The organism is Microvirga sp. 2MCAF35 (genome assembly GCF_052115545.1).
Lineage (GTDB): Bacteria > Pseudomonadota > Alphaproteobacteria > Rhizobiales > Beijerinckiaceae > Microvirga.
On record NZ_JBFRGW010000001.1, the window covers coordinates 97,306 to 112,556 of the forward strand.

The 15,251-nt window shown below is 66.4% G+C and carries 13 protein-coding genes; 5 read left to right on the top strand and 8 right to left on the bottom strand.

Features of this window, described 5'->3' with window-relative positions:
* Positions 1–5: 5 nt before the first annotated feature.
* Entirely contained in the window at positions 6–1,178 is a 1,173-nt protein-coding gene (gene metX / locus AB4097_RS00455) for a homoserine O-acetyltransferase MetX (RefSeq protein WP_442036146.1), read from the top strand.
* The gene (metW, locus tag AB4097_RS00460; protein WP_442036148.1) at positions 1,175–1,819 is read left to right on the top strand and encodes a methionine biosynthesis protein MetW; all 645 of its coding nucleotides are present in this window, start codon (positions 1,175–1,177) and stop codon (positions 1,817–1,819) included. Before metX ends, metW begins: the two co-directional genes overlap by 4 nt.
* Positions 1,820–2,035: 216 nt before the next feature.
* Here the strand turns inward: metW and AB4097_RS00465 are convergent, their stop codons facing one another.
* Together AB4097_RS00465 and AB4097_RS00470 are read right to left on the bottom strand one after the other, a co-directional pair.
* Positions 2,036–2,971 (bottom strand): site-specific tyrosine recombinase XerD, encoded by a 936-nt coding sequence (locus tag AB4097_RS00465; protein ID WP_442036150.1) that lies wholly within the window; start codon positions 2,969–2,971, stop codon positions 2,036–2,038.
* The gene (locus AB4097_RS00470) at positions 2,968–3,117 is read right to left on the bottom strand and encodes a histidine kinase (RefSeq protein WP_181050580.1); all 150 of its coding nucleotides are present in this window, start codon (positions 3,115–3,117) and stop codon (positions 2,968–2,970) included. Before AB4097_RS00470 ends, AB4097_RS00465 begins: the two co-directional genes overlap by 4 nt.
* A 199-nt stretch (positions 3,118–3,316) precedes the next feature.
* Here AB4097_RS00470 and AB4097_RS00475 point away from each other — a divergent pair, with 199 nt between their 5' ends.
* The 3 genes from AB4097_RS00475 to AB4097_RS00485 are packed head-to-tail and all read left to right on the top strand — an operon-like array spanning position 3,317 to position 6,386.
* Positions 3,317–3,949, top strand: coding sequence for a shikimate kinase (locus AB4097_RS00475; protein WP_442036152.1), 633 nt, complete (start codon positions 3,317–3,319; stop codon positions 3,947–3,949).
* On the top strand, positions 3,946–5,091 hold the full coding sequence (gene aroB, locus AB4097_RS00480) for a 3-dehydroquinate synthase (protein WP_442036154.1): 1,146 nt from the start codon (positions 3,946–3,948) through the stop codon (positions 5,089–5,091). Before AB4097_RS00475 ends, aroB begins: the two co-directional genes overlap by 4 nt.
* Complete coding sequence (locus tag AB4097_RS00485) at positions 5,088–6,386, top strand: HlyC/CorC family transporter (RefSeq protein ID WP_442036156.1); 1,299 nt, start codon at positions 5,088–5,090, stop codon at positions 6,384–6,386. Before aroB ends, AB4097_RS00485 begins: the two co-directional genes overlap by 4 nt.
* 213 nt (positions 6,387–6,599) lie before the next feature.
* On the opposite strand, the gene AB4097_RS00490 is transcribed toward AB4097_RS00485, so the two are convergent.
* The 6 genes from AB4097_RS00490 to AB4097_RS00515 all read right to left on the bottom strand — a co-directional run bounded on the left by AB4097_RS00490 (position 6,600) and on the right by AB4097_RS00515 (position 14,968).
* Complete coding sequence (locus AB4097_RS00490; protein WP_442036158.1) at positions 6,600–7,469, bottom strand: alpha/beta fold hydrolase; 870 nt, start codon at positions 7,467–7,469, stop codon at positions 6,600–6,602.
* The gene (locus tag AB4097_RS00495) at positions 7,466–9,262 is read right to left on the bottom strand and encodes a glucan ABC transporter ATP-binding protein/ permease (RefSeq protein ID WP_442036160.1); all 1,797 of its coding nucleotides are present in this window, start codon (positions 9,260–9,262) and stop codon (positions 7,466–7,468) included. Before AB4097_RS00495 ends, AB4097_RS00490 begins: the two co-directional genes overlap by 4 nt.
* A 106-nt stretch (positions 9,263–9,368) precedes the next feature.
* Complete coding sequence (locus tag AB4097_RS00500) at positions 9,369–11,336, bottom strand: ABC transporter ATP-binding protein/permease (protein WP_442036162.1); 1,968 nt, start codon at positions 11,334–11,336, stop codon at positions 9,369–9,371.
* Between the two features lie 102 nt (positions 11,337–11,438).
* Positions 11,439–11,936, bottom strand: a complete 498-nt coding sequence (locus tag AB4097_RS00505) for a CAP domain-containing protein (protein ID WP_442036164.1) — start codon at positions 11,934–11,936, stop codon at positions 11,439–11,441.
* Positions 11,933–14,446: a DUF3772 domain-containing protein gene (locus AB4097_RS00510; protein ID WP_442036166.1), complete on the bottom strand. Its 2,514-nt coding sequence runs from the start codon at positions 14,444–14,446 to the stop codon at positions 11,933–11,935. The genes AB4097_RS00505 and AB4097_RS00510 overlap by 4 nt, the downstream gene beginning before the upstream one ends.
* 231 nt (positions 14,447–14,677) lie before the next feature.
* Entirely contained in the window at positions 14,678–14,968 is a 291-nt protein-coding gene (locus AB4097_RS00515; protein ID WP_442036168.1) for a hypothetical protein, read from the bottom strand.
* Positions 14,969–15,251 lie beyond the last annotated feature (283 nt).

Sequence of the window (15,251 nt, forward strand, 5' to 3'; positions counted from 1 at the left end):
GCTCAATGATGTCCTCTGCGCCCCTGTCCTCCGAACCGCGAAGCCAGGTCGACGACCCGTCGAGCCTCGTGATGCGCTTTGGCGCGGACGAGCCCCTGATGATGGATTCCGGGGTGGCTTTGGCCCCCTGGCAGATCGCCTACCAGACCTATGGCACCCTGAACGCGGACAGATCCAACGCGGTGCTGATCTGCCATGCCCTGACCGGCGACCAGCATGTGGCGAACGACAATCCGGTGACGGGCAAGCCCGGCTGGTGGCTGACCATGGTCGGGCCCGGCAGGCCGGTGGACACGAACCGCTTCTTCGTGATCTGCGCCAACGTGATCGGCGGCTGCATGGGCACCACGGGCCCCGCCTCGATCAACCCGGCCACGGGCGAGCCCTATGCGCTCGATTTCCCGGTCGTCACCGTCCGCGACATGGTACGGGCGCAGGCCGCCTTGATCGACAAGCTCGGCATCGAGAGCCTGTTCTGCGTCGTCGGCGGCTCCATGGGCGGCATGCAGGTGCTGCAATGGGCGGTGAGCTATTCAACCCGTGTCTTTTCCGCCCTGCCCATAGCGACGGCCGCCCGCCATTCGGCCCAGAACATCGCCTTCCACGAGGTCGGCCGCCAGGCCGTGATGGCCGATCCGGAGTGGCGCAGCGGGCGCTACCTGACGGAGGGCACGCGGCCCTCCAAGGGCCTCGCGGTCGCCCGCATGGGCGCACATATCACCTACCTGTCCGAGATGGCCCTGCACCGGAAGTTCGGCCGCAACTTCCAGGACCGCAGCGCTCCAACCTTCTCCTTCGACGCCGATTTCCAGATCGAGAGCTACCTGCGCTACCAGGGCATCTCCTTCGTCGAGCGGTTCGACGCCAATTCCTATCTCTACGTCACCCGCGCGATGGATTATTTCGACATCGCGGCGGAGCATGGCGGCTCGCTGGCCCGGGCCTTCAAGGGCTCGGCCACGCGCTTCTGCGTAATCTCGTTCACCTCCGACTGGCTTTTTCCCACCTCCGACTCGCGGGCCATCGTTCACGCCCTCAACGCGGCGGCCGCCTCCGTCGGCTTCGTCGAGGTGGAGAGCGACAAGGGGCACGACGCCTTCCTGCTCGAGGAGCCCGAAATGTTCGCGGCCGCCCGAGGCTTCATCGACGCGGCCGCGCGGGTGCGGGGGATCGCATGAGCCTGCCTGCCACCCTGCCCCTGACCGACAGCGAGACCGGCCACCGCCTCGACTTCCTGATGGTCGCCGACATGGTCGAGCCGGGCTCCCGTGTGCTCGACATCGGCTGCGGCGACGGCTCGCTTCTCGCCATCCTGCGCGACCGCAGGCAAGTCGACGGGCGCGGCATCGAGATTTCGCGCGAGGGCGTGAACGCGTGCTTGGCCAAGGGCCTGCCGGTGATCCAGGGCGACGCGGACACGGACCTTGCCGATTACCCGGACGATGCCTTCGATTACGTAATCCTCTCGCAGACGATCCAGGCGACGCGCCAGCCCAAGGTCGTGCTGGAGCACCTCCTGCGCATCGGCCGCCGGGCCATCGTGTCCTTCCCCAATTTCGGCCATTGGCGCGTGCGCTTCGATCTCAGCTTCCGCGGCCGCATGCCCATGACCGAGAACCTGCCCTATTCCTGGTACGACACGCCCAACATCCATTTCTGCACCATCCGGGATTTCGTGGAGCTGTGCGGCGAGGTCGGTGCCCAGATGGAAAAAGCCGTCGCGCTCAATGCCGGCGGCCAGCCCATGCGTGTCACCCTGCCCTGGTGGGTGTGGAACCTGCTCGGCGACCAGGGGGTGTTTCTGCTGAAGCGGCGGTGATCACCCCTCGATGTCGTTCCCGGCCGGAGCGCAGCGGAGGGGAAGGGAATCCACGATCAAGCGCAGCGCCATGGATCCCCTTCCCTCGCTGCGCTCGCCGGGGATGACACCCTCTCCGTCATGGCCGGTCTTGTGCCGGCCATCCCGATTGTTTGAAGCGCTGCGCTCTGTCGAAGCGAGATCACCGGCACAAGGCCGGTGATGACGTGAGAGCTTCTACCCCTCCCCGCTTTCCGCCAGCGGGTGCAGGTCACGCACCATGCTCTTCAGGCGCTCGTCGAGCACATGGGTGTAGATCTGGGTCGTCGAGATGTCGGAATGGCCCAGGAGCTCCTGCACGATGCGCAGGTCGGCGCCGTTCTGGAGCAGGTGGCTGGCGAAGGCGTGGCGGAGCACGTGGGGACTGACCTTGTCGGCCCTTAAGCCCGCCGCCCCAGCCAAAACCTTCAGGTCGCGGGCGAAGGCTTGGCGGGTGAGATGACCGCTCTCGCTGTCGGCCGGGAACAGCCAGGGGCCGACAGCCTTCTTCTGCTCCTCCATCAGGGCGAGATAGGCGCGTGCCGCATCCCTGGCCGCATCGGTCAGCGGCACGAGCCGTTCCTTCGCGCCCTTGCCGCGCACCACGAGAAAGCGGTCGCGGGTCTTGGCGGCGCTGCTCGGCAGGGCGATCAATTCCGAGACGCGCAGGCCCGAGGCGTAGAGAAGTTCCAACAGGCAGGCCATGCGGGCGGCGCGCAGGCGGTCGGCGGGCGTGGCCTCCGTGTGCCGGACGCCCTCGTAGGCCACCTGCAGCAGGCGGTCGACCTCGGCGACGGACAGGACTTTCGGGAGCGCCCTGCCCCGTTTCGGCGCCGAGACGGCGGCCGTCGGGTCTGCGGGGGCATAGCCTTCCACGTAGAGAAACTTGTGGAACTGGCGCACCGCCGAGAGGCGGCGGGCCGCCGAGGAGGCCTTCAGGCCCCGCTCCTCGAGGCTCGCCATGAAGCCCCGCACAATGGCCGAGGTCGCATTGTCGGGCTGGCCGTTTACTTCCGTTAGGTAAGCGAAATAATCGTCCAGGTCGCGCCGGTAGGCATCGAGCGTGTTCTTGGAGGCGCCGCGCTCGGCGGCGAGCATATCGAGGAAAAGGCTGGCGTGGCGCGCGCCGCTCATGAAGACGAGGGCGTCTTGCTGGTATGCACCGGAACCGAGATCTCGCGCGGATCGGGCTGGACAAGGGTCGCCAGGGCGATCATGGCGGCAAAGCCAAGGCCAGCGAGGACGGCGACGACGAAGAGAAATCGGAACAGCGTGGGCACGTGAGCCTCTTGAATCGTTGAACCGCTAGAACCATGCCAGGACGGCGAACGCAAGTCCTTGACTTCTGTTAAGTTTGACCGGGAGAGGAGGATAACGTCCTTGTGACAGGGCGCCGCGCCCGTACCGGCTTGGGAATGAGCATCGGATAGCTCCCAAAAGTGCATTCCACTTTTTGGCCCGATGCTCTACGACATTCACATGAACAATATCAGCCGCTTCAATTCGCTCGATGAAGTCGGTGGGCAAAACCAGGCAAGCCAGCGCGGCCACCCCGTGACCCGCCAGCTCGGCACGCGATCGATTGTGCTCGTCGGGCTTATGGGCGCCGGGAAGAGCACCGTGGGCCGGAGGCTTGCGCAGGCGCTCAAGCTGCCGTTTCGTGATGCCGATCACGAGATCGAGGCCGCGGCCGGCATGACCATTCCCGAGATCTTCGCCATCCATGGCGAGGAGCATTTTCGCGACGGCGAGCGCCGGGTCATCGCCCGCCTGCTGCAGGAAGGGCCGATCGTGCTCGCCACCGGTGGGGGCGCCTTCATGAACGATGAGACCCGGAGCCGCATCGCCGAGAACGGCGTCTCGCTCTGGCTCAAGGCCGATCTCGACATCCTCATGCGCCGCGTTCGCAAACGGGCGACCCGCCCGCTGCTGCAGAACCCCGACCCGGAGGGCACCATGCGCCGCCTCATGGAGCAGCGCTATCCGGTCTATGCCACGGCGGACATCACGCTCGATTCCCACGAGGCGCCGCACGACCGCGTGGTCGCCGACGCCATCAAGGCGCTGAACGAGTGGTTCGCCCGCGAAAAACAAGGGAACGCCGAACCATGACGCTGGCTGCCCGGACGGAGGGCTCCTCCTTCATCACGGTCCCGGTCCCGCTCGGCGACAGGGCCTACGAAATCCTGGTCGGGCGCGGCCTGATCGAGACCGCCGGAGCGCGGATCGCCGCTCTCGGCGCCCGCGCGGCCGCCATCGTGACGGACGAGCATGTGGGGCCGCTCTATGCCGACGCTCTGGCGGGAGCCCTGGAGGCCCAGGGCCTGCGCGCCACGGTCGTCACGCTTCCCCCCGGCGAGGCCACCAAATCCTATGCCAGCCTGGAACGGGTCTGCGACGCGGTGCTGGCCGCGAAGATCGAGCGTGGCGACCTCGTAGTGGCGCTTGGCGGCGGCGTGATCGGGGATCTGGCGGGCTTCGCGGCCGCGGTGGTGCGCCGGGGCGTGCGCTTCGTCCAGGTGCCGACTACCCTGCTCTCCCAGGTCGATTCCTCCGTCGGCGGCAAGACCGGCATCAATTCCCGCCACGGCAAGAACCTCGTCGGCGCCTTCCACCAGCCGAGCCTGGTGCTGGCCGACACGGCCCTCCTCGACACCCTGCCGGTCCGCGAAATGCGCGCCGGCTACGCCGAGGTGGCGAAATACGGCCTCATCGACGACGAGCGCTTCTTCGCCTGGTGCGAGGCCCATTGGCAGGGCGTCTTCGCGGGTGGCCCCGAGCGGGACGAGGCCGTGGCGCAGAGCTGCCGGGCCAAGGCCGCCGTGGTGGTGCGCGACGAGCACGAGAACGGCGACCGGGCCCTGCTCAATCTCGGTCATACCTTCGGCCATGCGCTGGAGCGGATCACGGCTTACGATTCCGCCCGCCTCGTCCATGGCGAGGGCGTCGCCATCGGCTTGGCTCTCGCTTTCCGCTTCTCCGCCTCGCTCGGCCTGTGCCCGGCGGCGGATGCCGCGCGCGTGGAGGCGCATCTGTCGGCCGCTGGACTTCCAACACACCTCACTCATGTTCCCGGTGGCTGCGGCACGGTCGACGAGCTTCTCGACGCCATGGCCCAGGACAAGAAGGTGAAGGGCGGCGCCCTGACCTTCATCCTGGCCCGGGGCATCGGCCAGAGCTTCATCGCTCCCGGGATCGAGGCCGACACGGTCCGTGGCTTCCTGGACAGCGAACTCGACCCGTCACGCTCATGATCGAAGAATCCTTTGGCGATCTCTGGTTTGCCGCCCTGGTCGTCATCTTCTGCCTTCTGCTCTCGGCCTTCTTCTCCGCCGGCGAGACGGCCTTCACGGGCGCGTCGCGCTCCCGCATGCTGGTCCTGGAGAGAGGCGGCGACAAGCGCGCCAAGCTGGTGAACCGCCTGCTCGAGATACGCGAGCGCTTCATCGGCACGGTGCTGATCGGCAACAACATCGTCAATATCGGCGTCTCATCCTTCGCCACTAGCGTGCTCGTGGCGATCTTCGGCCACGAGGGCGCGATCTACGCCACCGTGCTCATGTCGATCCTGGTGATCGTCTTCGCCGAGGTGCTGCCGAAGACCGTGGCGATCTCCTCTCCCGAAACCGTCTCGCTCGCTCTTTCGCGGCCCATGACATGGGCCGTGGCGCTGATCGGACCGCTCGCGCTCGCTATCGAGCGGATCGTGCGGCTCATGCTGCTCCCCTTCGGCATCAGGATCGGGGCGAACACTCCGATCCTCTCCGCCAGCGAGGAGATCCGCGGACAGGTGGCCCTGCTGCACAAGGAAGGCGGCGTCGCGAAGGTGGAACGCGACATGCTGGGCGGCCTCCTCGACCTCGAAGACCTGACCGTTTCGGAGGTGATGGTCCATCGCACCAAGATGCGCACCATCAACGCTGACCTGTCGTCGGAGGAGATCGTCCGCGAGGTGCTGTCCTCGCCCTATACCCGCATGCCGCTCTGGCGCGAGAGCCAGGAGAACATCGTCGGCGTGCTCCACGCCAAGGACCTTCTGCGCGCTCTCGACGCGGTCGGCGGCGATGCGGGCAAGCTCAGGGTCGAGGCGATTGCGCTCGAAACCTGGTTCGTGCCCGACACCACGTCGCTCCGCGACCAGCTGAAGGCCTTTCTGGCGAAGAAGACGCACTTCGCCCTCGTGGTCGACGAATACGGCGAGGTGATGGGACTGGTGACCCTCGAGGACATCCTCGAGGAGATCGTCGGCGACATCAAGGACGAGCACGACCTCTCGGTCCAGGGCGTGCGGCCGCAGCCGAACGGCTCGGTGAACGTGGACGGCTCCGTGCCGATCCGCGACCTCAACCGGGCCATGGACTGGAACCTGCCCGACGAGGAGGCGACCACCATCGCGGGCCTCGTCATCCACGAGGCGCAGACCATCCCCGACACGGGCCAGATCTTCACCTTCCACGGTTTCCGCTTCCAGGTTCTTCGCAAGTCGCGCAACCGGATCATGGCGCTCAGGATCACCCCGCTTGCCCTGGTGCGCCCCCGGGCCGAGTGAGGGTGGGCCGGCTCAAGAACGGTCGCTTACCTGAGCCCTCATCCTGACAGGCTGGCTTGTAAGGATGAGGGCGGGGTGCGTTGCAGGACCCTCTCACGTCATGGCCGGCCTTGTGCCGGCCATCCCGCTTCTTTGAAGCGCCGCGCTCTACAGAAACGAGATCACCGGCACAAGGCCGGTGATGACGTGGAGGGTGAGTGTGCGGTCAGTCGATCAGGCTTCCAAAAACCCCACCATCGCGGCATTCACGGCCTCCGGCTCCTCGTGCTGGACCCAATGGGTGGCGGTCTCGATCCAGCGAATACTGCCTGTCTTGCAAAGGGCAAGGCTCGCTTCCGCTAAACCTCTCTCCAGAAACCGGTCGCGTGTTCCCCAGATGACGAGCGTCGGCGCGCGCACGGTCGGATCCTTCATGTTGGTCTTGAACGGCAGCGCCCGGTACCAGTTCAGCATGGTCGTGATTGCGCCGGGCTGCGACCAGGCTGTCTCGTACTGGGCGATATCCTCGTCCGAAAACGTGTCTCGGCGGCTCGTGCGTCGAAGCGCGTCCCTGAGGCTGCGATAACCGTTGGCCGAGAGCATGGCTTCGGGCAGTCGCGGGATCTGGAAGAACCCCACATAGAGGCTTCGCAGCATCTGGCTCGGATGCGAGCGCATATAGGATCCGGCAACGGCCGGATGGGGGGCGTTGAGCACGACGAGTTTTTCCACGCGGTCCGGATAGCGGGAGGCGGTCCACCAGGCGACGAGCCCGCCCCAGTCGTGTCCGACGACGGAAAACCTCTCGCGACCGAGCGCATCCGCCAGACCCACGACATCCTTCGCCAGTCTGTCGAGATCGTAGGCGCGCCGACCCTGGGGCTTGTCGCTGAGATTGTACCCGCGCTGATCGGGCACGAGCACCCGAAAGCCCGCCTCCGCCAGAGGGCCGATCTGATAGCGCCATCCCCACCAGAACTCGGGAAAGCCGTGAAGCAGGATGACGAGAGGTCCGTCCTTGGGCCCAGCTTCGATGGCATGAAGAGTCACGCCGTTGACCGGATGGCGAACGCCCGTTGTGCGAGGATCGAAGACCTGATTCATGCGTGTGCGGAAACCCTCACCCGCTTCGGCGGAGGCTCCTCGGCGGCCATGAACTGCGCTTTCGCAAGCTCCGCGAAGCGGCCGCCCTTCGCCACGAGATCGTCGAAGGTGCCGGTCTCGATCACGCGTCCCTGATCGAACACGAGAATGCGGTTGGCATTGCGAATGGTGGCGAGACGGTGGGCGATGACGAAGGTCGTGCGTCCCTTCATCACCTCGTCCAGGGCGAGCTGAAGCTTGCGCTCTGTCGCGGCGTCGAGCGCGCTTGTCGCCTCGTCGAGGATGAGGATCGGCGGGTTCTTCAGGAGCGCGCGGGCGATCGACAGGCGCTGGCGCTCGCCGCCGGAGAGGGAGCGTCCGCGTTCGCCGATGATCGTGTCGAGGCCTTCAGACTGGCGCGAGATGAACTCGATGGCCTGGGCCCTTTCCAGCGCTTCGATCATCTCCGCGTCGGTGGCGTCGGGCCGTCCGACCTGCAGGTTCTCGCGGATGGTGCGGGCGAACAGCATCGGCTCCTGGAACACCACGCCGATGTTGCGCCGCAAGGACGAGAGGGTGACGTCACGAATGTCGAGATCGTCGATGCGGATGCAGCCCGATTGCGGATCGAAGGCGCGATGAAGGAGGCCCAGGGTGGTCGACTTGCCGGAGCCCGTGGCACCGACCAGCGCCACGTTCTCGCCGGACTGCACGGCAAAGGACACATCCTGCACGGCAGCGCGCTTGCCGTCGTAGGAAAAGCTCACATTGTCGAAGACCACATCGCCTTTGTAGCGCTCCACATGCCTGGCGTTGGCGCGATCATGGACGACGGGTGCTGTGTCCAGAATCTCGAAGAATTCCTGCAGCTTCGGCCCCTGCATGAAGAGCTGGTTGATGAAGCTCACCGCCTGCTCCAACCGGCCGATCAGCATGGTGGCCATGCTCATGAACATGACGACCTCGCCGATGGTGGCAAGCCCGTTCAGGTGCAGCCAGGTGCCCATGAGGAAGATCGCCGTGACCGTGATCGTCGCCGAGGCGCGCGATGCGACGGAGGCCAGGGCCCACCAGGACAGCACCGGGTTCTGCGCCTGGAGCAGTTGCTGGATGATGGTGCGCAACGAGCGGCTCTCGGCCTCGACGCGCGTGAACGACTGGATCACCGGCACGTTGCCGAGCGCATCGGAAGCATGTTCGGCAAGGCTCGAATGATAGCGCTCCACGGAGCCCTGCAGGGTTTCCGTCTTACGCAGCACGATGGCGGTGAGCAGGGCGAACACCGCCACGAGCGCGACGAGAAGAAGCCCCAGGCGCCAGTTCAGGAACACGGTGAGCGGAAGCAGGACGACGAGGGCGATAATGGCTGACAGATGCTCGCGGAAGAAGCCGAGCCAGAGCCACGACATGGCGCCCGAACCTTCCAGCATGACCTTCAGCACGCGGCCCGAATGGGTCGAGGTATGGAAGGCGAGCGGCAGTTCGAGCACATGCTCGAAATAATTCGCCACCACGGCCAGCCTGCGGCGATGGGCAAGGCGGTCCGCATGGAGCGCCACGAGCGCGCCCGCCCCGATGGAGAAGAGCCCGAACGCCACCCAGGCGAGGATGAGGGGCGTGAGAACGCCGAAGGTCACAGGCGGTGAATTCGGGATCTGCGCCCGGGTGAGCACGTCGATGATGCGCCCGAACAGGATGGGCTCCGCGAAGGCCGAGATCGCAAGCGCGATGTTGGCAAGGGCCAGCAGGGCGCCGATCCTCATATCGGATCCGAGCTGGCCCAGAACGCGGATATACAACCTGATCAGCCGCATGGAAATCTACCTGCGATACGTGACGACCGGCGCTTCGCCTCCGATCAAGGGTTACGCAATTCCCTCTGCTTGAAAAGACGGGATGCTTCGGACCGGTTCCGCTCCGTCATGCGCGGCTCCGTGCCGGCTTGAGGCTCCGGCGGAAGCGCCCGATCCATTTCGGCCCGAGCTTCGATGGCTTGTCCCCGTTCTGCCGCGACCGGGGCCGGGCCAGGAGAATGGCCCCTTCCCTGGTCTTGCGGATATGAAGGGTACGGGTGTGAAACTCTTCGAGGCCGGGGCGATGGCCGATCGACAGGACGCTCGCGCCCTTCAGCTCGTTCTCGAACAGCCCCAGCATGGAGGCCTGGTTCTCCTCGTCGAGGGCGGATGTCGCCTCGTCCATGAACACCCATTTAGGACGGTGCAGCAGCACCCGGGCAAAGGCCACCCGCTGCTGCTGGCCAAGCGACAGGCTGCGGTCCCAGCGCTCATGCTTGTCGAGCATCTCCAGAAAATCGCCCAGGCCGCAGCGTTCCAGCGCTTTCCGCACGTCGGCATCGGCGAAGGTCTCGGGCGAGGCCGGATAGCTGATGGCCGCCCGCAAGGTTCCCAAGGGCAGATAGGGCCGCTGCGGCAGGAACATCATCTCCTCGGGCTTGGGGATGCGGATCCTGCCCGATCCCCAGGGCCAGAGGCCGGAAATGGCGCGGAACAGCGTGCTCTTGCCGGCGCCCGACTCGCCCATGATCAGCACCCGCTCGCCCGGCTGGATTTCGGCCGTCGCATCCTCGATGAGGATGCTGCCGTCGTTGAGCGCGATCGATACGCCTTCGAAGCTGAGCCAGCCCTTGGGATGGGGGCCAGTCTCGATCTTGCGGCTCTCGGCCGCGACCTCGTCGAGGTCGATGGCGGCCTGCCGGAACGTGGCGACGCGCAGGACCGCGGAGCGCCAGTCGGCGATCTTCGGGAAGTTGTCGACGAAATAGCGCAGGGCCGACTGCACCTGATTGAAGGCACCGACCACCATCATCATCTCGCCGAAGGACAGGCGTCCCGCAAAGTAATCCGGCGCGGCGGCCAGGATCGGCACCACGATGGCGAGCCAGCCGTAGCCGGAGGTGATCCACGTCAAGCGAGCGAGGCCGCCGGAGAGCCGGCGGGAGGCCTTGAGGACGGCCTCGACGAATTCATCGAGGTTCCGACGCTCGTCCGGCTCTCCGTTGTAGAGGGCGACGCTCTCGGCGCTTTCGTTCACCCGCACGAGCGCGAAGCGCAGCTCGGCCTCGCGGGCATAGCGGAGGGTGTTCAGCCGGATCATCGGGCGGCCGACGAGCCAGGTAAGGCCGGAGCCGATCCCCGCATAACCGACGGCAACCCAGACCATGTAGCCGGAGACCGTGATCTCGCGCCCGCCCAGGGTGAAGCTGACGGGACCGGACAGGGCCCACAGGACGCCGATGAAGCTCACGAGGAGCAGGAAGGCCTGGAGCATGCCGACGCCGAGCTCCGTGGAGAGTTCGGAGAAGAGGCGGCAATCCTCCTGCATCCGCTGGTCCGGCTGGGCGCCGTTCTCGCCCATGAAGCCCATCTGGTAGGCGCGGTTGGGCTTGAGCCAGATGTCGAGCAGCACCTGGGTCAGGCGCTGCCTGAGCCGAATCTTCAGGCGCTCCTGCAGCCAGGTCTGCGCCACCACGAGGGCGAGGAGCACGCCGACGATGACCATGAAGACGAGTAGCTGATGGAAGAACGCGGAGGTGTCGCGCTTCTCGACCGCATCGAAGAAGGCGCCGTTCCATTGGTTGAGCCGCACCTGCCCGAACATGTTGCCGACGAGGATGACGAGGATGGCCGCTCCGAGACGGAGCATGGGCCAGCCCTTCCCTTTCCGGAGCATGTCGCGAAAAAGCAGGAACAGCTCGCGCAGGATGCTCGGAGCCACCTCGGGGGAATGCGGGGTTTCGGGATGATGCGCCGCCGCGGTGGCGGCCTCCTTCGCCAGCGTGGTGCCTTGGCCGGGTCCGACCTCCTGCTCGCTCCCCAAAGCCGGTGGCGGAGGGAGCTGCTTGCCCAGTTTGGGATCGAAATCCGGCATCTGACGAAACGCGTACTCGTTGAGCTTGAGAGTTCCTCAAGCTAAAGCGCGTTCACATAGGTTAGGTTCCGGAACAGCCCCGCTCCGGGGCGCGGCATGTGGTCAGCGCCTGTCGGCGGCGACCGCCAGAACCCAATAGACCTTGTACTTGGAATTCGGCGCATAGGCCGTCGCGATCCCGATCCGGGTCGCCTTGGAATCGAGGAGGACCCGGTTGTGCTGCGGGCTTTCGCGCCAGCCGGAGAACGCCTCGGCCAGGGTGTGATAGCCGGCCGAGATGTTGGCGGCCGGCGCCGCGAACCCTCTGGAGACCAAGCGGGCCTTGAAGGTTTCCGCCGAGCTCGGCTTGTCGGCCCGGGCCATGGCATCGGCCTCCGCCTGGGCGGCGGCCTGCAGGTCGGGATCGAGGGTCAGGGGCCGCAGGCCGTTGTTGCCGCGATAGGCGCCGATCATGTCTCGCGCCATGGCGGCATCCACCCGGGCATCGGCGCTTGCCATGGAGACGTAGAAGCTCGGAATCTGGCTGCGCTGGGCGGGCTTCTCGCTCTGGCAGGCGGCCAGGGCGAGGACGGGGAGGATCAACGGGATGAGACGCTTCATGCGGGCGTCTTATCCTTGAGAAGGGTTAAGGTTTCGTCCTCTTTATCATCCGTCTTCGAGGCCTTGTCCTGCGGCTCCTCGTCCGGCTTGGGCGCCGGCGCGGGAACGCCGATGCCCGCCTTCCGCAGGCCGCGGAAAATGTCGAAATAGATGTCGCTCGAGACGCGGCCCGCCGAGTCGATATCGTCCACGAAGCAGACGAGATCGAAATCGATGGTGTTTTCCGTCACCTTCTTGAACAGCACCCGGGGCGCAGGCTCGCTCATGATCTCGCGGTGGGCGAGGGCCGCCTTGCGCATGATCTCCGCGACCTGGTCGGGATCCGAGGCGCGGGGAACCGGGACCGAGACGAGCACGCGCCCCACGCGATCGTTGCGCACGCGGTTGCGCACGATGCCGGAAATCAGGTTCGAATTCGGCACGATGATCATCGAGCGGTCGAAGGCCTGGATCTCCGTGGAGCGCACGTTGATCCGGCGCACGTAACCCTCGCCGTCGCCCACGACCACGAGGTCGCCCACGCGGATCGGGCGCTCCCAGAGCAGGATCAGGCCCGAGATGAAGTTGTTGACGATGGATTGCAGGCCGAAACCGATACCGACCGAGAGCGCGCCGGCCACGATGGTCACGCGCTCCAGGCTGAGGCCGAGATAGGTGAAGGCGAGCACGCCCGCGATGATGATGCCCACATAGCCCGCCGCCGTGCTGATCGAGTTGCGCAGGCCCGCATCGAGGTCCGTCGCCGGCAGGAAGGTGTTGTTGAGCCAGCGCTGGACCATGCGCGTGACCGCGAAGCCCGCGGCGAACAGCGCGGCCGCGATCAGGATCGACGACAGGGAGATCGTGACGTCGCCGACGCTGAACCCGAAGAACATGGCTCTCAGCGAGCCGGTCACGTCGGCGGATTCGATGCCCCACGGGGCCAGCACCAGCAGGAAGCCGATGACGATGAGGGCGAGCCGCGCAAAGCCGCTGCCGATAACGCCGATCTGCTCCAGGGAGCGGCGGCGCAGGCCCGTATTGGCCTGGAGCGTGGTGGCAAGCCTCGTCTGCCCGCGCAGGGAGCCGCCGATGAACTCGTCGGCGAGGGCAACGCAGAGCCCCACCAGCGCGACCACGATGGAAATCCAGGCCGCCTGATCGACCAGGAAGGAGGCCAGCGCCACATAGCCGCCGATCACGCTGCCGAGGATGAGCGCCGCGAGGAACCAGCCGAGGCTGCGCAGAGGTCCGCCGATGTCGACCTCCTGCGAGACGTAAGGACCGAGGCAGGCCTCGTCCTGGTTCTCGCGGGCTGCGAAGCGTCGCAGGAGTTCGGCGAAGACGAGAGCCCACGCCAGCGCGAAGACCGCCCGGGTCATGACGGTGATGGGCAGGGCGGCCGCGATGGCCGTGTTGAAGGATTCGATCACCTTGCCGACGACCATGACGGTGGCCAGGGTGACGGAGAAGCTCATGATCCGCGTGGCGGAGGCGTCCCGGACCGGGATCAGCCGCCAAGAGGTATGGTCCGGCGCCAGGATCGCATCGATCAGGGCGCGCACGAAGGCGATGAAGGCCAGGCCGCTCAGGATGGCCTTGCCGACCTGCTCGATCCGCGACGGGACGATATCGACGGAATCGAAAGCCACCCAGACGATCCAGCTGCCCGCGATGGCCGGGCCCGCACCGAGGATCAGAACCCCGACGGCGGCCAGGAGGCGGCTGCGGCGCGCGGGATCGGTGATGGCGGGATCGCGCCTGACCAGACGCGGCGCGATGGAGCGCCGCCCGGCATAAAGGGCGATCGCCACGCCGATGGACAGCCCCATGAGGAGCAGGACGCCGAGCGAGGTGGCGCGCTGGAGCTGCTCCAGGGCATCGCTCATGACGATCCCCAGCGACCGCAGCTCGCGCGGCACGGCCTGGATCACGTTCATCCAGAGGCTTGGGCTGATGAGGCCGTCGCTCTGCTCGAACAGGGCGCGGGTGAAGCCCGCCCGGCGCAGGTCGCCGATCTGGGTGCTCAGCTGCTCCGCCTGGACCAGCAGGGCGCGCCCGAGCCGCTGGGTCTCGTCGAGCTCCGCCACGGCGGCCTCGCGCTCCGCGCGATCCCTGGCGACGTCGGCGCTCTCCTCCGGCTGTCCCTTCTCGGGCTTGGGGCCGAGCTGGCTCAGGCGCTGCTTGCTGGCATCGAGCTTCGGAGCCTGATCGTCGATGACCGCGCGGATCTCGGCGATGATCGGTTCGAGCTGCTGGCGGATGTTCTGCAGATCCGCGTCAGCCATGACCCGGCCCTGGACCGCCGCCTCCTTCTGCTCGAGATCCGCCTTGAAGCCGTCGAGCTTGGCGCGGGCCGCCTTCGTCTCGGCCGAAACCGGCGCGGGAGCCGGCGCCGCCTGAGGCTGAGGCGCGGCCGGCGCTTGTGCCTGAGGCTGGGCATTGGGAGAGGTCTGAGCCTGCTGCGCATAGGACGCGCCGGCCGCTGCCATGCTCAACACGATCACGGCGGCCCGGAAGAGCCCCTTCATGCCAATACTCGTCATTCAGTCCAACCCCGTCGCATTCTCATGAGTGCATCGTCCCGTGCGAACCGAAGGCCCGCGCAGGCGAAAAGACCGGCACATCTTCGCAGCACGATGCGTCGGCGGGCCGGTTCTTTGCGAATCATTACGGCGAAAAGTCGCCGCCTCACCGACGAAGCGCAACAAAAAAGCCGGGAGAGACGATCGTCCTCTCCCGGCTTCCGTAGGGAAAACCGCTTATGGCTTCGGCGCTTCGTTGGCCGTGGGCCGCGCTTCAGGAGCCGGATAGGCCGGATTGGCGGGCGTGATCCGGTTGGTGGGATTGGCGTTGGACGAGCCGGTCGTCGAGCCCGTCACGTTGGCGCGAGCCGCATCGGTGCCCGGATCGTCGGGCGACGTGGAGCCCGCCCAGATGAGATAACCGGAAACGGCAACGGCGAGGAGCAGGAGCGAACCGATCAGAACGCCCAGAACCGGGCGGCCTGATCCTCCCTGTCGGGCGCGATCGTCAGGAATCTGTTGAGCCATCTGTAGCCTCTTCGAAATACAGGGTGTCGGGCGAGCAGCGAGGCTCGGCATTGTCAGGGCAACGCCAGATGGAAGAGCCGGTTCCTATCCGGCCTGGCGGGTCGAAGCGTCTGGGCCGCTCCGGTCCCTGGATCCAATGAAGCATTTCTCCGTTGTTCGAGACGGGCCACCTACCACGGTCAGAGACGAGGGGGCGATGGGTCGAAAAGGGTTCGGTGACACGCGATGTCGCAGGCGGGACACGTCTCCGCAGCCACTCGCATTCAGCCATGTTTTCGCCGTT